23 protein-coding genes, 1 other RNA gene and 1 pseudogene are annotated in these 19,058 nt (G+C 59.5%); 10 read left to right on the forward strand and 15 right to left on the reverse strand.

The window, feature by feature from the left end:
* Both J7399_RS16645 and ffs read right to left on the reverse strand, forming a co-directional pair.
* The gene (locus tag J7399_RS16645) at nt 1-1,941 is read right to left on the reverse strand and encodes an extracellular solute-binding protein (protein ID WP_209087689.1); all 1,941 of its coding nucleotides are present in this window, start codon (nt 1,939-1,941) and stop codon (nt 1-3) included.
* A gap of 261 nt (nt 1,942-2,202) precedes the next feature.
* An RNA gene (gene ffs / locus J7399_RS16650) (signal recognition particle sRNA small type) lies at nt 2,203-2,301 on the reverse strand.
* A gap of 181 nt (nt 2,302-2,482) precedes the next feature.
* On the opposite strand from ffs, the gene nudC reads away from it, so the two are divergent.
* Nucleotides 2,483-3,457, forward strand: coding sequence for an NAD(+) diphosphatase (gene nudC, locus J7399_RS16655; RefSeq protein WP_209087691.1), 975 nt, complete (start codon nt 2,483-2,485; stop codon nt 3,455-3,457).
* 55 nt (nt 3,458-3,512) lie between these two features.
* A complete protein-coding gene (locus J7399_RS16660; protein WP_209064187.1) occupies nt 3,513-3,980 on the forward strand; it encodes an SRPBCC family protein in 468 nt (155 codons plus the stop codon).
* Nucleotides 3,981-4,080: 100 nt separating this feature from the next.
* Here J7399_RS16660 and J7399_RS16665 read toward each other — a convergent pair whose 3' ends face one another.
* Entirely contained in the window at nt 4,081-4,917 is an 837-nt protein-coding gene (locus J7399_RS16665; RefSeq protein WP_209064513.1) for a prephenate dehydratase, read from the reverse strand.
* A gap of 144 nt (nt 4,918-5,061) precedes the next feature.
* On the opposite strand from J7399_RS16665, the gene J7399_RS16670 reads away from it, so the two are divergent.
* Nucleotides 5,062-5,589 carry a cytochrome c family protein gene (locus J7399_RS16670; RefSeq protein WP_209064184.1) on the forward strand — a complete coding sequence of 176 codons (528 nt, stop codon included), beginning with the start codon at nt 5,062-5,064 and terminating at the stop codon, nt 5,587-5,589.
* 67 nt (nt 5,590-5,656) lie between these two features.
* Here J7399_RS16670 and J7399_RS16675 read toward each other — a convergent pair whose 3' ends face one another.
* On the reverse strand, nt 5,657-6,154 hold the full coding sequence (locus tag J7399_RS16675) for a protein-tyrosine phosphatase family protein (protein ID WP_209087693.1): 498 nt from the start codon (nt 6,152-6,154) through the stop codon (nt 5,657-5,659).
* A gap of 152 nt (nt 6,155-6,306) precedes the next feature.
* Here J7399_RS16675 and J7399_RS16680 point away from each other — a divergent pair.
* From J7399_RS16680 to recR, 3 genes and pseudogenes are all read left to right on the forward strand, one after another.
* A pseudogene (locus J7399_RS16680) lies at nt 6,307-8,082 on the forward strand (DNA polymerase III subunit gamma/tau); the annotation flags it as partial.
* A gap of 268 nt (nt 8,083-8,350) precedes the next feature.
* The gene (locus J7399_RS16685; protein WP_209087697.1) at nt 8,351-8,695 is read left to right on the forward strand and encodes a YbaB/EbfC family nucleoid-associated protein; all 345 of its coding nucleotides are present in this window, start codon (nt 8,351-8,353) and stop codon (nt 8,693-8,695) included.
* Between the two features lie 76 nt (nt 8,696-8,771).
* The gene (gene recR / locus J7399_RS16690) at nt 8,772-9,362 is read left to right on the forward strand and encodes a recombination mediator RecR (protein WP_209064174.1); all 591 of its coding nucleotides are present in this window, start codon (nt 8,772-8,774) and stop codon (nt 9,360-9,362) included.
* A gap of 99 nt (nt 9,363-9,461) precedes the next feature.
* Here recR and J7399_RS16695 read toward each other — a convergent pair whose 3' ends face one another.
* Nucleotides 9,462-10,217 carry a DUF1013 domain-containing protein gene (locus J7399_RS16695; RefSeq protein WP_209064172.1) on the reverse strand — a complete coding sequence of 252 codons (756 nt, stop codon included), beginning with the start codon at nt 10,215-10,217 and terminating at the stop codon, nt 9,462-9,464.
* A 152-nt stretch (nt 10,218-10,369) separates the two neighbouring features.
* Between J7399_RS16695 and J7399_RS16700 the strand changes: the two genes are divergently transcribed.
* The gene (locus tag J7399_RS16700) at nt 10,370-11,008 is read left to right on the forward strand and encodes a ribonuclease T2 (RefSeq protein ID WP_209087699.1); all 639 of its coding nucleotides are present in this window, start codon (nt 10,370-10,372) and stop codon (nt 11,006-11,008) included.
* Here J7399_RS16700 and J7399_RS16705 read toward each other — a convergent pair.
* The 7 genes from J7399_RS16705 to J7399_RS16735 all read right to left on the reverse strand — a co-directional run bounded on the left by J7399_RS16705 (nt 11,005) and on the right by J7399_RS16735 (nt 15,242).
* Nucleotides 11,005-11,382, reverse strand: a complete 378-nt coding sequence (locus J7399_RS16705; RefSeq protein WP_209087701.1) for a hypothetical protein — start codon at nt 11,380-11,382, stop codon at nt 11,005-11,007. The genes J7399_RS16700 and J7399_RS16705 overlap by 4 nt on opposite strands.
* Before the next feature lie 124 nt (nt 11,383-11,506).
* Nucleotides 11,507-12,070, reverse strand: a complete 564-nt coding sequence (locus J7399_RS16710; protein ID WP_209064165.1) for a F0F1 ATP synthase subunit B — start codon at nt 12,068-12,070, stop codon at nt 11,507-11,509.
* Between the two features lie 4 nt (nt 12,071-12,074).
* Nucleotides 12,075-12,617 (reverse strand): F0F1 ATP synthase subunit B', encoded by a 543-nt coding sequence (locus tag J7399_RS16715; RefSeq protein ID WP_209064162.1) that lies wholly within the window; start codon nt 12,615-12,617, stop codon nt 12,075-12,077.
* Between the two features lie 86 nt (nt 12,618-12,703).
* On the reverse strand, nt 12,704-12,928 hold the full coding sequence (locus J7399_RS16720; RefSeq protein WP_090027589.1) for a F0F1 ATP synthase subunit C: 225 nt from the start codon (nt 12,926-12,928) through the stop codon (nt 12,704-12,706).
* A gap of 89 nt (nt 12,929-13,017) precedes the next feature.
* Nucleotides 13,018-13,776 (reverse strand): F0F1 ATP synthase subunit A, encoded by a 759-nt coding sequence (locus J7399_RS16725; RefSeq protein ID WP_209064159.1) that lies wholly within the window; start codon nt 13,774-13,776, stop codon nt 13,018-13,020.
* A 2-nt stretch (nt 13,777-13,778) separates the two neighbouring features.
* Entirely contained in the window at nt 13,779-14,135 is a 357-nt protein-coding gene (locus J7399_RS16730) for an AtpZ/AtpI family protein (protein ID WP_209064157.1), read from the reverse strand.
* 219 nt (nt 14,136-14,354) lie between these two features.
* Complete coding sequence (locus J7399_RS16735) at nt 14,355-15,242, reverse strand: LysR family transcriptional regulator (RefSeq protein ID WP_209087703.1); 888 nt, start codon at nt 15,240-15,242, stop codon at nt 14,355-14,357.
* A 106-nt stretch (nt 15,243-15,348) separates the two neighbouring features.
* Between J7399_RS16735 and J7399_RS16740 the strand changes: the two genes are divergently transcribed.
* Both J7399_RS16740 and J7399_RS16745 read left to right on the forward strand, forming a co-directional pair.
* A complete protein-coding gene (locus tag J7399_RS16740) occupies nt 15,349-15,579 on the forward strand; it encodes a hypothetical protein (protein ID WP_209087705.1) in 231 nt (76 codons plus the stop codon).
* Nucleotides 15,580-15,630: 51 nt separating this feature from the next.
* Nucleotides 15,631-15,978: a metalloregulator ArsR/SmtB family transcription factor gene (locus J7399_RS16745; RefSeq protein WP_209087707.1), complete on the forward strand. Its 348-nt coding sequence runs from the start codon at nt 15,631-15,633 to the stop codon at nt 15,976-15,978.
* Here the strand turns inward: J7399_RS16745 and J7399_RS16750 are convergent.
* Complete coding sequence (locus tag J7399_RS16750) at nt 15,975-16,892, reverse strand: DMT family transporter (protein WP_247742935.1); 918 nt, start codon at nt 16,890-16,892, stop codon at nt 15,975-15,977. The genes J7399_RS16745 and J7399_RS16750 overlap by 4 nt on opposite strands.
* Nucleotides 16,889-17,773 carry a LysR family transcriptional regulator gene (locus J7399_RS16755; RefSeq protein ID WP_209079514.1) on the reverse strand — a complete coding sequence of 295 codons (885 nt, stop codon included), beginning with the start codon at nt 17,771-17,773 and terminating at the stop codon, nt 16,889-16,891. Before J7399_RS16755 ends, J7399_RS16750 begins: the two co-directional genes overlap by 4 nt.
* 128 nt (nt 17,774-17,901) lie before the next feature.
* On the opposite strand from J7399_RS16755, the gene J7399_RS16760 reads away from it, so the two are divergent.
* The gene (locus J7399_RS16760) at nt 17,902-18,447 is read left to right on the forward strand and encodes an NAD(P)H-dependent oxidoreductase (protein WP_209087709.1); all 546 of its coding nucleotides are present in this window, start codon (nt 17,902-17,904) and stop codon (nt 18,445-18,447) included.
* 64 nt (nt 18,448-18,511) lie between these two features.
* Here J7399_RS16760 and J7399_RS16765 read toward each other — a convergent pair whose 3' ends face one another.
* The gene (locus tag J7399_RS16765; RefSeq protein ID WP_209087711.1) at nt 18,512-19,048 is read right to left on the reverse strand and encodes a prolyl-tRNA synthetase associated domain-containing protein; all 537 of its coding nucleotides are present in this window, start codon (nt 19,046-19,048) and stop codon (nt 18,512-18,514) included.
* Between the last annotated feature and the right edge of the window lie 10 nt (nt 19,049-19,058).

Consider the following 19,058-nt stretch of genomic DNA (forward strand, 5'->3'; position numbering starts at 1 on the left):
TTACTTCCTTAGCGCACCCGAGGCGATCAGCGCCTCGTGTTTCTCTTTGTTGTACCACCAGAAATCAAGCACGCCGACCGCATAGGGCGGCAGCTCTTCGGGCCGTTCATACATGTCGAAGTAAGACACCCAAGTCTCCGGAACATATCCGGCGTGGGCAATCACACGCTCATAGCGCAACGCACGGTCCAGCGCCGTCAGCGCAACAACCTCATCCTCCCGCGATGTGGTCGCAAGCGCCGCATCGATGATGGCATCCACCATCGGGCTGCGCAGGGCAGACGGATTGTAGGAGGAAACTTCCGCGGTTTGCGAGCCAAACAGCTGTTTCAGGCCGGTGCCAGCGGAAGAGAAGGTCAAAATCCGCGTATGGATCAGGTCATAGTCTTTATCGAGGAAACGCTGCTGTCCCTGCGCGCTGTCGACTTTGTCGGCTTTGACCTTGATGCCCCAATTCGCCAGCGTTTTCACATAGGCTTCAATGGTGGCAAGCCGGGTTTCATCCCAGCTGGAGATCACGAGGAAATCAAGCGACATCTGCGTGCCGCTGGCATCCACCATCTCGCCGTTGTCATTCACCGTCCAACCGGCTTTCTCAAACAGCTTGAGCGCCGCACGCTTGTTGCGACGATCGATCGGGTTGGACGCCTTTGAGGTGTGCGGCATCACCGCAGTCTCTGTCAGCATCTCAGGCGGCACAACATCGCCCAGCGATTTCAGAAGCGCCAGCTCTGCGCCTTCGGGCACGCCTTTGGCCTCCCATTCCTGCCCTTCAACAAAGGACGTGCGCTGGGTGGTCAGGTCAAACTGCAGCGATTCCCGCGTCCACTCGAAATTGAACGCCAGTGAAAGCGCATGGCGCACATCGCGGTTGTCGAGCGGCGCGCGCAATGTGTTGAAAATCACGCCGCTGTTGTTTGGCGCGGTGCCATCAGGCAGCGCCACTTTCTTCACCGAGCCGTCATTCACACCGGGGAAATCATATCCCGTGGCCCAACGCTTGGTCGAACCTTCGGTGCGGAAGGTGTATTCACCCGCTTTAAAGGCTTCAAACTCTGCCGTCGCATCGGAGAAATACTCGATCCGTACGCGATCAAAATTGAACCGGCCAACATTGGCGGGGTGGTCCCAGCCCCAGTAGTTGGGGTTTTTCTCATAAACCACGTAGCGGTTAAACTCATAGTCACCGACCTGATAGGGACCCGACGCCATTGGCGACAGCACCGAAGGCTCGTCCAGCCGCTCACCGGTCTCCTGATACCAGGCTTCAGAGAAAATCGGCGTGCCACCGACCTGGCTGATCAGAGAGCGGCGCGAAATGCCATCGGCAAAAGTATATTTGATCGTGTGGTCATCAATGACCTCCACACCCGTGATGCGTTCACTCACCGAACGCGCATAAGAGCGGATGCCCTGCTCGAGGAACAGATTGTGCGTAAACGCGGCGTCCTGCGCGCGCAGCGGTGTGCCATCGCGAAACACCACATCGTCGCGCATGTGGAATACACACCACGTCTTGCTTTTGGGATATTCGACCTCTTTTGCGATCAGACAGTAACTGTCCGTGATCGAATCCGCTGGCGCACCACCGCCCCATGGCATCTCCGCAAACATCGCTTCGGCCACAACACCTGAGGCCGTCTCGGGATTTCCGCGCCAGGCAAACCGGTTGAAACCATCAAAGGTCCCACGCGCGCTCAGCGTGATCTGACCACCTTTGGGGGCGTTCGGGTTCACATAATCAAAATGCGGATAATCCGCCGGGTACTTCAGGTCGCCAAAGAACGAATAGCCATGCGAGCGGATGATCTCATCCTCGCTGGCAAAGGCCATCCCGCTGCCAAGCCCTGCGCCAATCGACAACGCGCTCCCGCCCATCAGGCGCAGCGCACCGCGTCGGTCAAACATAGGTCCAGCAATTCTTATGGTTTTTTCGGTCATTTGGCCTCTCCTGCACCCACATGTTCACTGTGTTTACGTGTTAGATAAGCTAAAGGTTTCAACCAACAAACTTCAAGTTCTCAATGACTCAATATGGCGTGAATGTTTGCGCATCAAATGCCGGCAAAGCTGCACCACGGCGCATTCATGCGGCCAAAGCGCTTTTTAACGCCAAAACAAAGGCATAACCTCTGTTAGACGCCCTCTGCAAAAAGGCGATTTTCCACAGCAAACGGTCTGAAACATTTGTGGGGAGAAGTAAGGTGAGAGGCTGGACAACGACCCAAGCGGGGCTCGTTACGGCTGCTTCCTTCCGGATCTGACCGGGTTGGCGAGGCGCTTACCCGCGCCAACCTCTCAAGATCCGATATAGGGCGCACGCGCGGCAGATGCAAGCGCCTCTGGCCAACTCTGCCGCCGGAGCAGGCCCCCCTGCCCGCCTCCCGCATAGGCACCACCAGACAAAGCTGTGATCTCAAACGCCTTTCCATTGCAGCGACGGCACGATCATGCCACTCATCTGCGACAAGAGGAGCCAGGCATGAGACACGCAGAAACCGTCACCTTTGGAGGCTCAGGCCTCAACCGGGCCGCCGAACTGCGCGGAGAGAAAGCCAACGCGCTGGCCAAGCTGCCGAGCAGCCGCACCATTGTTGTCTGGCGCGGCAAATCCCTGCTGTCTGGCTCAGACACTGACAGTTTGGTGCAGCTCCCTTTGGATCACCCGCTGCTCAACGAAGCGGCAAACCCGCCGGTCCCGCCGATATTCCTCGGCCTGTCAGAGGACGGCAGCGCGCTCTTTGCCCATGACATTTCCGCCTGGGAGCCTGAGGCGCAGGATCTCACAACCATCAATCAGTTCTTTGATCCCTCTGAACAGCACCACCCCGCCCTGCCGAAAGACCATCGTTTTGTAGAGCTGCGCGCGGCAATGGCGCGCCTGTCAGCGCGCGACGCCGAGCTTGCGGCCACCACGCGGGCGATTTTTGGCTGGCACCGGTCGCATCGCTTCTGCGCAGCCTGCGGTGCGGAAAGCCGCATGGCCATGTCCGGCTGGCAGCGGGATTGCCCGTCCTGCGGCACCTCGCATTTCCCCCGCACAGATCCGGTGGTGATCATGCTCATCACCCATGGCAACAAAGTGCTGATGGGCCGCTCCCCCGGCTGGCCCGACGGGATGTACTCGCTTTTGGCGGGCTTCGTGGAACCCGGCGAAACGCTTGAAGCGGCTGTACGGCGCGAGGTTGTCGAAGAATCAGGCATCAAAGTGGGCGCGGTCTCTTACCTCGCCAGCCAGCCCTGGCCCTTCCCTTCCTCGTTGATGTTTGGCTGCCGGGGCGAGGCCCTGACCGAAGACATCACCGTCGACCCAAATGAACTTGAGGACGCCCTCTGGGTCAGCCGCGAAGACATGCTGGATGTCTTTGCCGGCAACCACCCAAAACTCAAGCCCGCTCGGATAGGTGCAATTGCACATTTTCTTCTTCGGAACTGGCTTGCAGACAGATTGGATTGACGCGAAACTTGCGCCGAACAGCGCGACAACCATCCTGACCCAAAGCAGAGGCCCAATGGAACTTACCGGAAGAGAAGACATCGACGTTCCCATCGAACAAGCATTCATCATGCTCACGGACGTTGAAGTCTACGAACGGTCAGCCCTGCGGCGCGGCGCCGATGTCACGCGCCTTGACACCCTGCATCACGCAGGCGTTGGGGCGGAATGGCAGATCTCCTTTATCTTTCGCGGCAAAGCACGCGAGGTACATCTGGAGATGACGGGCTATGACCGGCCCAATGAAATCGCCATGAAGGCCAAGATCGGCGGGCTGGAAACCGACGTGAAAATCGAACTGGTGGCCCTGTCGCGCACCAAGACACGCATCCAATTCTGGTGCGGCATGCGTGCCAAAACCCTGTCTTCCCGCCTGCTGCTGCAGTCTTTGAAGCTGGCGCGGGGCAATCTGACCAGCCGGGTCAGCAAACGTCTGGCACATATGCGCGAGGACTTCGAGGACCGTTACGCCCAGAGCGCCTGACCCTTTTGGGCGTTCTCACGCGAGCGGCTGCCCCAATTTCATAAGACAAAAGGCGCCCCAAGAGGCGCCTTTTCTATTTTCAAAGCACGATTGGCCGCGCCTACGTCAAACGGTCCTGATCCGCAGGGTAGACCCCGATGATCGACACATTTGTGGTGAAATAGCGCAGCTCATCCATCGCCAGTTGCACCGCCGGATCCTCCGGATGCCCTTCGATATCCGCATAAAACTGCGTCGCCGTGAAACTCCCGCCCACCATGTAGCTTTCCAGCTTGGTCATGTTGATGCCATTGGTGGCGAATCCCCCCATCGCTTTGTAAAGCGCGGCCGGAATGTTGCGCACCTCAAAGACAAAGGTGGTCATCATCTTGCGGTCCTCGCGGCGCGCATAGTTCGGCTCACGTGACATGATAAGGAAGCGGGTGGTGTTGTGGCCGTGGTCTTCCACATCCGTTGCCAACACATTCAACCCGTAAATCTCCGCCGCCAGCTCAGAGGCCAGCACCCCTTCATTGGCGCGCCGATGCTCTGCCAGCTCACGGGCCGCGCCCGCACTGTCCGCAGCGGAATAGGCCTTGATCTTGTGGGAGCGCAAAAACGCGGCGGATTGCGGGATCAACACCATATGCGCCCGCACCGTGTCGATGTCTTCAAGTGGCACACCCGGCAGGCCCATCAGGCTGATTCTGACGCGCACAAAGGCTTCATCAACGATGTGCAGGCCGCTTTCGGGCAAAAGACGGTGAATGTCTGCCACACGCCCATAGGTCGTGTTCTCAATCGGCAGCATGGCCAGATCCGCCTCGCCGCTCTTCACCGCAGCGATCACATCCTCAAAGGACCGGCAGGGCATGGCCTCCATCTCCGGGCGCGCGTTCTGGCACGCCTCATGTGAATAGGCCCCCGGCTCGCCCTGAAATGCGATGCGATTGGTCAACTTGGTCATTCCTGCCCCCTCTGCGCCTTCCGACCAACGCAAGAATTGCGCAAGTAGGGGCGTTTGGTCGCGGTAACTACACCTTGCGTTTTGACAGGGGAAGCGCGTAGATAGCCAGCAAACGCCACGAAACGGAAACGTAGCATGTTCGACACGATGACAATCACCAAAGTAGTCGGCGCACTTTGCGGCGCGCTGCTTATTTTCTTGCTGGGCGGCTGGGCTGCCGAAGCGCTTTACCACACCGGTCCAAAAGGACACGGTGACGGCCATGCCAAGCAGGCTTATGTGATTGAAGTTGAAGGCGCAGACAGCGGCGCAGCCGAAGTCGACGAAGGTCCGTCTTTCGCAGAGCTTCTGGCCAGCGCAGATGTTGACAAAGGCGCCAAAGTCTTCAGCAAATGTAAAGCTTGCCACAAACTCGATGATGGTGCCAACGGCACCGGCCCGCACCTCTTTGGCGTTGTAAACCGCGCCGTGGATTCGGTTGACGGCTTCAACTACTCCGGCGCACTGGAGCAAGTGGCTGACGTTTGGTCCCCAGAAAACCTCGACGGTTTCCTGACCAACCCCAAAAGCTATGCACCAGGCACCAAAATGGCCTTCTCCGGTTTGAAAAAGCCGACAGACCGCGCCAACCTGATTGCCTATCTGGAAACGATCGGCAACTGATCTGATCGCCAGATATCTGTTTTGAAAGGCCGTAGTTCTTCTGCGGCCTTTTGTTTTGCCAGCCCCGTTAGGCCTGTTGCAACGCCCCTTCTGTGGCCCACCGCATCTGCGCATCGGTCTCCACAGCGCAAGGCCGCACCGCCCGCAACCGCTGCAGCGCATCCTCTGGCGCCTCCCCGCAGGCCAGCATCAGCCTCAGCACAATCATCCCGGAGCGCCCGCAACCGCCCCGGCAATGGACCAGCACGCGCCCTCCACTGCCAAGCGCTTTCAGGATCTCCTGCTGCAACGCGCCCCAGTCTTCTGACTGCTGGGGCGCAGGCACATCAAAATCCCGTATCGGAAAATACATCCAGGCGATTCCCTGCGCCTCAAGCTGTTCCGGAAGCGCCTCGGCGCCTAAGCCCTGCTGCTCCTCCGTTTCGGTGAGGCTCAGCACCCGCTCTGCGCCCCAATCCGCCAAGGCGCGCACATCCTCAGCAAGCGCACCGGTGCTGCCCGGCAGCCGCGCGAGTGCCAGCTGTCCTCCGCCAACTTCCAAAGCGCTTATCTCAAATCGTTTCATCACCCATCGCTCCACTGCCCAAACGCAGCGCATGCCCGATTGCAGAGCCCTGCCCCTGCCTATATCCGGTGGACGCGCCGCCCCCTGCCGCTTAACCTGCGTCAGACTATTGCCACTGACCACCCGAATCTTCCGGGCGGAAATCTCACAGGACGACCATGACCGACACTCCCGACACCGGCTATCAGGTTCTCGCGCGCAAGTATCGCCCCGAAACCTTCGCGGATCTTGTCGGGCAGGACGCCATGGTGCGCACGCTCAAAAACGCTTTTGAGGCCGACCGCATTGCGCAAGCCTTTGTCATGACAGGGATTCGCGGCACCGGCAAAACCACAACAGCGCGGATCATCGCCAAAGGCATGAACTGTATCGGCCCGGATGGCACCTCCGGCCCCACCACCGAACCTTGCGGAGAGTGTGAACATTGCGTCGCGATCATGGAAGGCCGCCACGTCGACGTGATGGAGATGGACGCCGCCTCCCGCACCGGTGTGAACGACATACGTGAAATCATCGACTCGGTGCACTACCGCGCAGCTTCGGCGCGCTACAAGATCTACATCATCGATGAGGTGCACATGCTCTCCACCAGCGCGTTCAACGCGCTGCTCAAAACGCTGGAAGAGCCTCCTGCCCACGTCAAATTCATCTTCGCCACCACAGAGATTCGCAAAGTTCCGGTGACCGTGCTGTCCCGCTGTCAGCGGTTTGACCTGCGCCGGATCGAACCTGAAGACATGATTGGCATGCTCACCCGCATCGCCACAGCCGAGGGCGCGGAAATCGCCGAAGATGCGCTCGCGCTGATCACCCGCGCCGCCGAAGGTTCTGCACGGGACGCCACATCCCTTCTGGATCAAGCGATTTCCCACGGCGCTGGCGAAACCACCGCCGTTCAGGTCCGCGCCATGCTGGGTCTCGCAGACCGGGGCCGCGTGCTGGATCTCTTTGACATGATCCTGCGCGGTGATGCGGGCAATGCGCTCAATGAGCTGTCTGCCCAATATGCCGACGGGGCCGACCCGATGGCCGTGCTGCGCGATCTGGCTGAGATCACACATTGGGTCTCCGTTGTTAAGATCACACCGGAAGCGGCCGAAGACCCCACCGTCAGCCCCGATGAGCGGTCACGCGGCCAGACCATGGCCAATGAGCTTCCCATGCGCGTTCTGACCCGGATGTGGCAGATGCTGCTCAAGGCACTTGAAGAGGTGGCGGCTGCACCAAACGCCATGATGGCCGCGGAAATGGCCATCATCCGCCTGACCCATGTGGCCGACCTGCCCAGCCCCGAAGAGCTGGTGCGCAAGCTGCAGGACACCCCGCCACCACCGCCCCCGCCCGGAGGCGGCAATGGCATGGGCGTGCCCGCAGGCGGCGGCACCGTTGCGCAAGGCGCACCGATGGGCCACGCACCCCAAGGCGGCGGCGTGACCGCGCGCGCAGGCGGCCACGGCCAAGCCACCGCTTTGGCCCCTCAGAATGTTGCGGAGCTGGCCAAATACCCGACCTTCGAGCACGTGATCGAACTGATCCGTCAGCAGCGCGACGTGAAACTGCTGGTGGAAGTGGAAGGCGGCGTGCGGCTGGCCAATTACTCCCCGGGCCGCATCGAGTTTGAGCCCGCGCCCAAGGCCCCCAACGATCTTGCCCAACGCCTCGGAAGCCGCCTGCAGCGCTGGACCGGCAGCCGCTGGGCTGTCACCCTGGTGAACACCGGCGGCGCACCCAGCGTGGCGGAAATCCGCGACGCCGCCAAAAATCAGATGCGTGCCGAGGCCGAAGCCCATCCGCTGGTCATGGCCGTGATGGACGCCTTCCCCAAAGCCAAGATCACCGAAATCAAATCGCGCCGCGATCTTGCCAACGAAGCCCTCGCCGAAGCCCTCCCCGAAGTCGAAGACGAATGGGACCCGTTTGAGGAGTGAGCACCGTCTCGGAAATGATCCGGGGGATCATTTCAGGTGCGAACGGGCGGAGCCCAAGCAATCTAGGAAACGATCCAGTGAATCGTTTCAGTGGCGAACGGTCGTAGACCAAACCGATCTCACAAACCGTTTCCCACAGCCAACCGCCGCCCCTCCCCACAACAAGCGCCATTTCGCGCCGGTCACGCATCTTGCGACCCGCTGCCCCTTGTTCCTAAGCCCCATCGCCCGTATCTACTCTGCAAAGAAATCCTCTAGGAGACGACCAATGCTCAAAGGTCTAGGCAATCTCGGCGACATGGCCGGCATGATGAAAAAAGCCCAGCAAATGCAAACCAAGATGACCGAGATGCAGGACGAACTGCACAACATCATGGTTGTTGGCGAAAGCGGTGCGGGCCTTGTCAAAGCCACAGCCTCTGCCAAGGGCGAGCTGAAGGCGCTGGACATTGATCCTTCCATCTTCAACGGCGACGACAAGGAAGTGGTCGAAGACCTGATCCTCGCCGCCATCAAAGACGCACAGTCCAAAGCCGCCGAGCGCGCGCAGGACGAACTGGCCAAAATCACATCCGAACTCGGCTTGCCCGCCGACATGAAACTGCCCTTCTGATCTTCAGAAACCCTTCTGTGCACCGGGCTTTTTCTTGCTATAACTGGCGAAAACAGTCGCCAGAAAAGGCCCGGACATGAGCAGTTCCGAAATTGATACGCTGATCGAGATGATGGCCAAGCTGCCCGGGCTTGGCCCCCGCTCCGCCCGCCGCGCGGTGCTGCATCTGATCCGCAAACGGGCGCTCCAGCTCACCCCCCTTGCCGATGCCATGCAAGCCGTCGCCGTCAGCGCGCGGGAATGCCTGAATTGCGGCAATGTGGGCACCTCTGACATCTGTGACATCTGTACCTCTGAGAAGCGCGCCACAGGCGTGCTCTGCGTCGTAGAGGACGTGTCAGACCTCTGGGCCATGGAACGCGCCAACGTCTTTGACGGGCGCTATCACGTGCTTGGCGGCACGCTCTCGGCACTTGAGGGCGTCGGCCCCGAGGAGCTCTCCATCCCCCGTCTGATGGACCGTGTGGTCAGCGAGGGCGTCACCGAGGTGATTCTGGCGCTCAACGCCACCGTAGATGGGCAAACCACTGCGCACTACATTGCGGATCAATTGGAAGGACAGGTCACCCTGACCTCGCTGGCGCAGGGTGTGCCCGTGGGCGGGGAACTCGATTACCTTGACGAAGGCACCATCAGCGCCGCGCTGAACGCCCGCAAATCACTCTGACCATATTTGACGTCCCGCGGGAGGGTTTGAGCAATGTCAAAAACAAAAAGGCCGCGCAGGATATGCACGGCCTTTTGTGATTTCACATGAGCGCAGCGCTTAGCGAGGCTGCTCTTCTTCGTCGCCACCTGGCAGGTTGAAGAAGCTGTCCGCATCCGCGAATTCATCATCGCTGCGGGTGTCGGTGTCATCCTCGTCATCATCCGCAAGGGAGAAAGTCTCCAGACCTTCGATGGCGGACGGGATCTTCGGCTCTGCTTCCATCTCCAGCGACTGCTCGGTGGACACCAGCTTGCGACGCTCATCATCGGACATGATGCCGCCTTCTGCCGCTTTCTTCGCCGCCGCTTTGTTCACCGCGAGGTCCAGCTCAGACTGCTTACACAGGCCCAATGCCACAGGGTCGATGGGCTGAATGTTGGCAATGTTCCAGTGGGTCCGCTCGCGGATCGCCTGAATGGTTGGCTTGGTTGTGCCAACCAGCTTGCCGATCTGGCCGTCAGACAGCTCCGGGTGGAACTTCACCAGCCACAAGATGGACGCAGGTCGGTCCTGACGCTTGGACAGCGGGGTATAGCGTGGCCCGCGGCGCTTCTCTTCACCGGAGGCGGCTGCGTTGAACTTGAGCTTCAGCTTGTGCAGCGGGTTGTTCTCCGCCGCATTGATCTCTTCCTGCACCAGCTGGTTGTTGGCAACCGGGTCAAAGCCCTTCACGCCAGCAGCCACATCGCCATCCGCGATGCCCTGAATTTCCAGCTCATGCATGCCAACAAAATCTGCGATCTGTTTGAAGCTGATCGTGGTGTTGTCCACCAGCCAAACGGCGGTGGCCTTTGGGTGCAGCAGCTTGGCCATGTCTTAACTCCTTACGCTCTCTCCCCCCGACGAAGATACAGTTTTCCCGTCGTCTGACTCTTGTCAGACGGCACCGATGGTCTGGTGCGGGTTTCCGTTGTCGGGGAACTTAAGGCCGATATAGTGCGCCTGAGCAAAAAAGGAAAGAGTGAATGCGTTCATTGCTTGCAGCCGCCCTTCTCGCACTGACTGCCCTGCCTGTCTGGGCAGAGGGTGAGACCGCCGGAGAGTTTGACTATTACGTTCTGGCGCTCAGCTGGTCGCCCAATTGGTGCGCCATGGAAGGCGACGCCAAAGGCAGCCCGCAATGTGAGGCCTCTGAAGATCACGGCTGGATTATGCATGGCCTCTGGCCGCAGTTCCATCAAGGCTGGCCGTCTTATTGCAGCTCCGCAGAACGCAACCCGCCGCGCCATCTCACCAACGCCATGGCTGACATCATGGGCACCTCAGGGCTGGCTTGGTATCAGTGGAAGAAACACGGCACGTGCTCCGGCCTGTCTGGCGAAGACTACTACGCCACGGCGCGTGAGGCTTTTGAGAGCGTGGTGCGACCGCCGGTCTTCCGGAAAGTGAAAGAAACCATCACCCTGCCCGCAGCCGTCGTTGAAGCAGCCTTCCTGAAAGCAAACCCGGAGCTTGAGCCGGACATGGTGACCATCACCTGCCGTGGAGACTTCATTCAAGAAGCGCGCATCTGCATGAACAAATCGCTAGAGCCGGTCCCATGCGGCCGCGACGTGGTGCGAGACTGCACACAGACAAGCGCGCGCTTTGATCCCGTGCGCTAAACCTCATTGATGCGCAGGGCGCCCTTGCGGGCCTCTGCGCATTTGCCACGCACAAAATCCGCGCTCTCCAGATCAGCCTCAATGGCTTTCACGACCGTACCTCTGCTGCGCATATAAAACGGCACGGAGCCAGCGAGCCCCGGCGCGCTCATGTCACCGCAATAGACACGATCCCCATTGCTCAGCGCATAGCTCTCAAAGCGGGAGAACCGCACCGCCCCCGGCGTGGCTGTCTGCTCGGCAATTTGGTTCTTGGCCCAGAACACCTCATCAGGCGCCGCCGAAGTTGGGCTGGTGGCAACACGGGTGGTGCTGGCGCAGCCCATGGCAAACAGCAAAAGGGCGGCTGAAAGGGTGAGACGCGATGCAGGCATAAGGGATCCGGTGTTCAAAAGATCAGTTTCTGCAGATCTTCCATCACAGCATTGCGGCATCAGCATGGCGAAACGAAAAAACCCGGCCACAGGGGCCGGGTTCTTCAACTCTATGCACATAAGATCAGTGCAGCTTGGCATCCACTTCTGCGATGCCGGCATCGATCAGCTTGTTGGCTGCTGCCGCGCTCATTTGGCCTGCGATCACTTCGCGGGCCGCGCCAACAGCAACAACCACGGCCTGGTCGCGCACTTCTTTCACAGCCGCAGCTTCAGCAGAGGCAATCTGATCTTCCGCAGCGGCCAGACGGCGCGCGATGGAATTTTCCAGATCGACTTTGGCCTGATCAGCCGCCGCCTGAGCTTCGGCTTTCGCCTGCTCTACGATGCGGGCCGCTTGCTCCTGCACTTCTTTCTGCTTGCGCTCATAAGACGCCAGAACGGTCTGAGCTTCCTCACGCAGGGCGCGGGCTTCGTCCAGCTCCGATTTGATGTCATCTGCGCGCTTGTCCAGCATGCCGCCCAACAGGGAAGGCACTTTGAAGTAGAACAGAACCGCGATGAACAGGATGAAGCCGAGCGTCACGATGAAGTCGGTGTTCTTCAGGGAGAAGAACGGGCCGCTTGCTGCGAGCGCAGGTGTTGCGCTCAACGCCATAAGGGCAGCAAATGTGGTCAGTTTCCGCATTGTCTTACCCTTTCATCTGCGCATCAACGGCCTTGGCCACTTCTGCGTCATCTGCCGCACCGCCCAGGGCTGTTACCAGCTCAGAGGTGGTCGCGTTGGCCACGTCCTTGATGCTCTCAAGCGCACCGGCGCGGATCTCGGCAATCGCCTTCTCCGACTCAGCGGCTTTCGCTGCAATCTCTGCGTCCGCCTTTTCGGTGGCGGCGTTCAGGTCGGCCTGGATTTCCGCTTTGGCCTCGGCAACGATGCGCTGCGCTTCGGCTTTCGCGTCCGCAAGGGCTTTGTTGTAAGCCTCTTCCGCTTCCACGGCCTTCGCCTTCAGCTCTTCAGCTGCGGCGATGTCATTTGTAATGGTCCCCTGGCGCTCAGCCAGAACCGCAGCAATGCGCGGCAGCGCGATGCGCGACAGGACGAGATAGATCACAACAAGTGTGACCAGAAGCCAGAAAATCTGGTTGCCCCAGTTCGAGAAATCGAGCTGTGGCATGCCCGGTGCAGAGGCGGCCTCTGCTGCGTGGCCTGCGGCGTCAGTCGTTTTGGTCGCCATGTCGTCCTCCTGGGAACTTCCGTTGGGTTACGGGCGGGGCGCAAGCAAGTGCGCCCGCACCCGCACGTAAGGATGGTTCCGTAGGCTTAGACGGCGAACATCAGCAGCAGAGCAACCAGGAACGAGAAGATGCCCAGTGCTTCTGCGAATGCGATGCCGATGAAGAGGGTTGCAGTCTGGGAAGCAGCTGCGGATGGGTTGCGCAGAGCGCCGGCCAGGAAGTTGCCTGCGACGTTACCAACACCGATTGCGGCTGCGCCGGAACCGATTGCTGCGAGACCTGCGCCGATGTGTGCGAGTTGACCTTCCATGGGGGTATCTCCTTACGATTGGAAGTTTGAATTCAGGGTTGTTTGGTTTGAGCCTGTGTCGGGTGCGCCGTCAGGGCGCACCGCAATCCTTAGTGTGACGGATGCAGCGCATCTTTCAGATACACACAGGTCAGAATGGTGAAGACGTAGGCCTGGATGAAGGCCACCAGGACCTCAAGACCGTACATCGCGGTGATCGCAACCACGGAGACCGGGCTGACAACTGCGATCGCGGCAAAGCCTGCGAACACTTTGATCACGGCGTGGCCCGCCATCACGTTACCAGCGAGACGAATGCTGTGGCTGACGGGGCGCACGAAATAGGAAATCACTTCGATGATGGCGAGGATCGGGCGCAGCGGCAGCGGCGCGCTGGAGACCCAGAACAGACCAAGGAAGCCTGCGCCGTTCTTAACAAAGCCCACCACGGTCACGGTGACAAACACCAACAGCGCCAGAACAACAGTCACAGCGAAGTGGGAGGTGGTGGTGAAGGACATCGGGATCAGGCCGAGGAAGTTGGCCATAACGATGAACAAGAACAGCGTCATGATATATGGGAAGAACTTCACGGCGTCTTTGCCCGCAACATCCTCAACCATCTTGTAGATGAAACCGTAAGCCAGCTCACCGATGGACTGACCACGGCTTGGCACGATCGCGCGGCGACGTGTGCCAACCACCATCAGAGCCACAACAGCGACAACCGCCAGCGCCATCCAGAGGGTTGCATTGGTGATGGTGAACAGGCCGATGTGATCGCCACCAAACAAAGGTTTGATGATGAACTGGTCCATCGGGTGGAATACCAGACCGCCTTCTTCTGCGCCGTGTGCTTCGCTTGCCACGTTCAATCCCTCTCGTCTCTCTCGGCAGCCTTGGCTGCCTTATCTAGCTTTGCGGCCTCAGCCGCTTGTTTCTCTTCGATCTCTTTGGCGCTGCGCAGCATCACATTGATGCCAGCGGCCAGACCGAACATTGTAAACAGCACCATGAAGATCGGGAGTGTCCCGAACAGGCTGTCCAGCCCGTATCCGATGCCAAAGCCGATCCCAAGACCGGCCACCATTTCAATCACCATGCGCCAGGCCTGATTGGCCGCCGAATAGTGCTCATCAGCGCGGGGTTTCGGGTCCTGGGCCTGTTTGGCCGCTGCGATCCGCTCCTCAAGACGCTGCATTTGGTCTTTGTGGTCGGTCTCGCGCACGCGCAATTTACCCCTTGCTAACGATGCGGCATTGCTACGGTGGCGGGGCCTATGAGTCAACAGAATTGGCGAAGCCTGCGACACTGTCGCAAGCCTCTGTTTTCAAATATTATTTTTTAGTGAGCCACAGGCATTGGCAGCCAACATCCGATGCAGTCCGCGTGCATTTGCGCCAAATCCTATATTCAACCTTTTGGTTGATTTTGGCTTTTGGCCTGCTCAGCCCTGAGCCCTGCGGAACGGTTCGGTCTCCTTGAGCAGCCACTGCTGAAAAGCGCGCACGGCCGCGCGCCGTATACCACGGCTGCCATGGACGAGAAAAAACGCGCCGTCTCGCAACCCACGATCATTGCACTTCACCAGCCGACCTCGCGCCACATCGGCAGACGTCACCTCCTCAGAGCACAGAAGAACCCCCAACCCATTGAGCGTCGCCTCGTAGGCCATAGTCTTTTGCAGACGCCAATCTTTGTCCGGAACACCAACCGGCACCACATCGACTGCTTCAAACCAAGCCCGCCACAGATCGTCTCGCCGATCCCTGAAACGCGTCACCGTCAACAAATCCTCGGGCACGTTAAAGGCGCGCGCCACCTCAGGGGTTGCAAAAGGATAGACCATGGCGTCCGACAACAGATCACAGGGCACGGTCAACGCACCAGAATGCGCAAATCGCACTGCAAGATCCGCCTCATAGCGCTCCACATCCGCTAAGTGGTCAGAAGTCTCCAACCGAAGATCGATTTCAGGATACGCCGCATAGAACCGCGCCAGCCGGGGCACAATAAAGCGCTCAGCAAAGAACGCCTCACAATTCACCACCACTTTTCCAACCGGCGCATCCGTCAAATCCTCGGTTGCCTCGGCGATCAGGTCCAGTGCCAGAACCACCCTCTCCAAATAGCTCTTTCCTTCAGGGGTCAGAGCCACACCACGCGGCAGATCGCGAAACAGCTTCACTCCAAGACGCGCCTCCAAGCCGCGCACATGTCGGCTCACCGCCGAATGCGCAACATTCAACTCCTTCGCCGCCTTGCTAAAGCTTTCATGCCGTCCCGCCGCCTCAAAGGCACGCAGGGCATTTAACGGAGGTAAGTTTCTCGACATACCCACACTTGTGCCTTTTCGGCATACAATCTGTCAAGAAACGCCAATTGCGCCGCGCATACGTCTCTGAAACAGTCACAACATAGCATTTTTCAGGAGCATTCTAATGTCTTACTCAAAAACCGCGCTTCGGCGCGCATGGTTCTCCTTTGCGCTCGCCTCCCCGAAGACTTTGGCGCGCGCGCTGCGAAATATAAGGGATCGCCTGAAATACCTTAACCACCCAAAACCGCCGCTGTCTGACCATCTCGCACGCGACATTGGCCTCTCCCCGACGGAACGCGAACTGCTCAAACTGCGCCTGCCCTCGCAGCACACACACCATCCTTATGGCTGAGCGCCCGGCAAGTCCCTTTCACAATGGGCGTTGCATCGTTACATAAGCCTCATGGCGTCATCTTTAGATACAGTCTTCTCCGCGCTTGCCGACCCAACCCGCCGCGCGATCCTCACCATGCTTCTGGAAGATGACATGGCGGTCACCGACGTGGCAGAGCCTTTTGAGATGTCCCTAGCCGCAATTTCCAAGCATTTGATGATCCTGACCAAGGCGGGCCTGATCTCACAGGAAAAGCGCGGCCGTGTGAAATGGTGCAAGCTCGAGCCAGACGCCCTGCGCGCCGCCTCTGTCTGGATGCAGGGGTTTGGCCAGTTTGAGCCCATCCATCTGGATGCGTTTGAGCGCTTCCTTGAGGTCGAACTCAACGACACGCTACCCGCAGGCGATACTGTCTAGGTATCCCCCTCAAGCAGCATCAACAGCGCAATGCAGGTCAAACCGATCCCAACCAGCACCAGACCGGTTGGCGCACCATTCCCAAGCGCAATCTCCCAACAGATCACCCAGCTTGGCACCAGATAGGTATAGGCCATCACCTTGGCACTTGGCAGGTTGAGCGAGGCAAACTGCACAAGGACAAAGGTCACCGCACTAGCGAAGACGGCCAGATACACGATGGCTGTCCAAACCACACGGTCCAATGCAAACCAATCTGTCGCGAGGATGTCAGACGCACCGAACACGGACAGGATCAAAAACCCCGCCACCAGCGTGCCAAAAGTGAACACAATCGGCGCCTCGCCCCGGTTCAGCTTGCGCACCATCGGCGTATAGAGCGCGTGCAACATGCAGCCCCAGAAGTAATAGATTTCCCCCTGCCCGACCTCAAACCGCCGGAACGCGGCCCAATCAGCCCGAAAAATCACCCAAAGCGCGCCCACCGCCCCAATCGCCAGCGCCAACAGCATCCGCCGTGTGGTGATCTGCCCCAGCAGCCCCCAGCCAAACACCGCCGACATCACCGGCGTTAGCGTGAAAACCGCCGCTGTGCTCACTGGATGCGCTGTTTTCAGCCCCTCAAACATCAGCACAAAATATCCGGCAAACAGACCGCCTAGAACCAGATAGCGCCACGGCGCGCGCCATGCCGTGCGCGGCAGCCCCTTGGTGGCCAGCGCCGCCACACCTATCACCGCCGCCGCGATCAGAAACCGCACTGCATTCAACGCGGCAGGCTCCACCGCATTGGCGCTCAAGGAGCCCAGCGAAAAGGAACCCGCCACCAGTGCTGAGAACAGCAGCATCGCCAAATGCCCCCGCAGCGGCAGGCCCAGCTTTGGTTTCGCAGCCATCTTCATCGTATCGCTCATATGCCAGCGACCCAGGCGCCAGCGCGTTCCTTCAGAAACGTCAGGAAGGTCTGCACCTTGATGGTGCGATGCAAATCCACATGGGTGATAATGCGCACAGGCGCGTCCCATTCCGGCCGCGTCGGCAGCACCTCAACGACCTCCTTACAATATGTGGCCGCCCATACCGGCATGAAGCCCAGCCCGGCACCAGCCTGCACCGCTTCTTCCATGGCCCGATCAGAGGTCGAGCGGAAAACCACATTTTCCCGTGGCACATGGGTCTTGAGCCAGCGATCAAACGGCGCGCGGCTGTCTGGATTGTCGTGCCCGACAAAGCGGTGGTTCACAAGATCAGCCTCATCTTTGGGCAGGCCGTACCGGTCGATATAGCTCTGGGACGCAAACAGCGCGTTTGGCATTTGTGCCAAAGGCTGCACCACATTATCAGGCTGCACGTCACCAGCCCCGGCCCGGATCGCCACATGGGCCTCGCCATACTCCAGGCGAAACACCCGATCGCCGGTCAGAAACCGCACCAGAACATCCGGGTGCTCGGCCTGAAAATCCGCAAGGATCGGAGAGAGCAGCGGTGCAAACCCCGCAAGCGACGTCACCACCAACTCCCCGGCCACATCTGCGCCGCGCCCCTTGATGCGGCCTTCCAGCTGGCCAAACTGATCATCCGTGGCCTGCGCCACCCGCATCAGATCTTCGCCCGCTTCCGTCGCCGTATAGCCGCGCGCATGGCGCTGAAACAGCTTCACGCCCAACTGCCCTTCCAGCGCGTCAATATGCCGAATGACCGTGGCATGATGGACCCCAAGCGCTTCCGCAGCGCCGCTCACCGTGCCTAATCGCGCCACCTGAAAGGCTGTGCGCACCTCGTCCCAATTTTTCATGACATCCCCTCCGCAATCGCGCTGACTGTGCATATTCAAACACAATATGCGCAATATCTGCAATTGCGCGCAAAGACGCAATGCTCAAATCTAGGACACACCGCAGCCATCTCTCAAAGGAACACCCCATGTCCAACACCGTCTTGCACATCGACAGCTCCGCCCGTTTCGCCGACTCCGCCTCCCGTCAGGCCTCCGCCAAACTGGTCGCTGATCTGAACGCCGATAAAGTCATCCGCCGCGATCTGGCCCAAACAGATCTGCCGTTCCTGGATGAAGCTTTCACCCAGGCCACTTTCACCCCGCCAGAGGCGCGCACCGAGGCACAAAACGCCGCGCTCGCCACCTCTGATGCGCTGGTTGCCGAGCTTCAGGAAGCCGACACGCTGGTGATCGGCGTTGCGATCTACAACTTCTCGATCCCCGCCAAACTCAAAGCCTGGATCGACCAGATCGCCCGCGCCGGGGTCACCTTTGCCTATACCGAAGAAGGCCCCAAAGGCCTGCTTGAAGGCAAAAAAGCCATCATCACCTTCGCCTCCGGCGGCACGGAGATCGGGTCGGACATCGACTTTGCCTCACACTACCTGCGCTTTGTGCTGGGGTTTGTGGGCATCACCGATGTCACCATCCTCAACAAAGACGGCGAAAAAGTGGCGCCCAAAGCGGCCTAACCCTCTTCATTCTGCCAAAAATACTCTGGGGTGATCGCAGCTTGCTGCGAGAGGGGCAACGCCCCTACCCCAGCTCCAGCATCTCGGGCGTCACGCCAATGCGCTCAAAAAACGCCCAGAGATCCGCAACAGACATCGCTACTGTCCGATCATTGACCAGCGGGTGCATATAGATGCGCTCCGCGCTCTGCACTTCCGCATCCATAAAGAACCGCACGCCTTTTTCTGCGCCATTGATCATCGCCAGCGGCGTCACCGCACCGGGCCGCACGCCAAGGTTCTCCAGCAGCCGGTCTGCGGAGCCAAACGACAGATTGCCCACGCCCAGCTGCGCCCCGAGCGCTTTCAGATCGATTTCCCGATCCTGCTCCAGCGTGACCAGATAGTTGCGCTTCTTCTTGTCCCGCAGATAGAGGTTTTTCACACGAAACGCGCGTTCGCCGTCCACCTCCATGGCCGCCTCAACCGATTTGGCATCCTCAACCGTGCGCAACGGCACATGCGCGTGCAGCGCATAATCCAGCCCCCAGGCCTCAAGCTGCGCCAACAGCGCGTCTGAACTGACAGGCAGGCTGTCCTGAAACTCTGATGATGCGTCCATGAACGTCTCC

Source organism: Shimia sp. R9_1, from assembly GCF_017743775.1.
GTDB lineage: Bacteria > Pseudomonadota > Alphaproteobacteria > Rhodobacterales > Rhodobacteraceae > Shimia.

Coding starts and splice junctions, on each gene's coding strand:
- J7399_RS16645 (WP_209087689.1), bottom strand. CDS start 1,941: ATGACCGAAAAAACCATAAGAATTGCTGGACCTATGTTTGACCGACGC.
- nudC (WP_209087691.1), top strand. CDS start 2,483: ATGAGACACGCAGAAACCGTCACCTTTGGAGGCTCAGGCCTCAACCGG.
- J7399_RS16660 (WP_209064187.1), top strand. CDS start 3,513: ATGGAACTTACCGGAAGAGAAGACATCGACGTTCCCATCGAACAAGCA.
- J7399_RS16670 (WP_209064184.1), top strand. CDS start 5,062: ATGTTCGACACGATGACAATCACCAAAGTAGTCGGCGCACTTTGCGGC.
- J7399_RS16675 (WP_209087693.1), bottom strand. CDS start 6,154: ATGAAACGATTTGAGATAAGCGCTTTGGAAGTTGGCGGAGGACAGCTG.
- J7399_RS16685 (WP_209087697.1), top strand. CDS start 8,351: ATGCTCAAAGGTCTAGGCAATCTCGGCGACATGGCCGGCATGATGAAA.
- recR (WP_209064174.1), top strand. CDS start 8,772: ATGAGCAGTTCCGAAATTGATACGCTGATCGAGATGATGGCCAAGCTG.
- J7399_RS16695 (WP_209064172.1), bottom strand. CDS start 10,217: ATGGCCAAGCTGCTGCACCCAAAGGCCACCGCCGTTTGGCTGGTGGAC.
- J7399_RS16700 (WP_209087699.1), top strand. CDS start 10,370: ATGCGTTCATTGCTTGCAGCCGCCCTTCTCGCACTGACTGCCCTGCCT.
- J7399_RS16705 (WP_209087701.1), bottom strand. CDS start 11,382: ATGCCTGCATCGCGTCTCACCCTTTCAGCCGCCCTTTTGCTGTTTGCC.
- J7399_RS16710 (WP_209064165.1), bottom strand. CDS start 12,070: ATGCGGAAACTGACCACATTTGCTGCCCTTATGGCGTTGAGCGCAACA.
- J7399_RS16715 (WP_209064162.1), bottom strand. CDS start 12,617: ATGGCGACCAAAACGACTGACGCCGCAGGCCACGCAGCAGAGGCCGCC.
- J7399_RS16720 (WP_090027589.1), bottom strand. CDS start 12,928: ATGGAAGGTCAACTCGCACACATCGGCGCAGGTCTCGCAGCAATCGGT.
- J7399_RS16735 (WP_209087703.1), bottom strand. CDS start 15,242: ATGTCGAGAAACTTACCTCCGTTAAATGCCCTGCGTGCCTTTGAGGCG.
- J7399_RS16740 (WP_209087705.1), top strand. CDS start 15,349: ATGTCTTACTCAAAAACCGCGCTTCGGCGCGCATGGTTCTCCTTTGCG.
- J7399_RS16745 (WP_209087707.1), top strand. CDS start 15,631: ATGGCGTCATCTTTAGATACAGTCTTCTCCGCGCTTGCCGACCCAACC.
- J7399_RS16750 (WP_247742935.1), bottom strand. CDS start 16,892: ATGAGCGATACGATGAAGATGGCTGCGAAACCAAAGCTGGGCCTGCCG.
- J7399_RS16755 (WP_209079514.1), bottom strand. CDS start 17,773: ATGAAAAATTGGGACGAGGTGCGCACAGCCTTTCAGGTGGCGCGATTA.
- J7399_RS16760 (WP_209087709.1), top strand. CDS start 17,902: ATGTCCAACACCGTCTTGCACATCGACAGCTCCGCCCGTTTCGCCGAC.
- J7399_RS16765 (WP_209087711.1), bottom strand. CDS start 19,048: ATGGACGCATCATCAGAGTTTCAGGACAGCCTGCCTGTCAGTTCAGAC.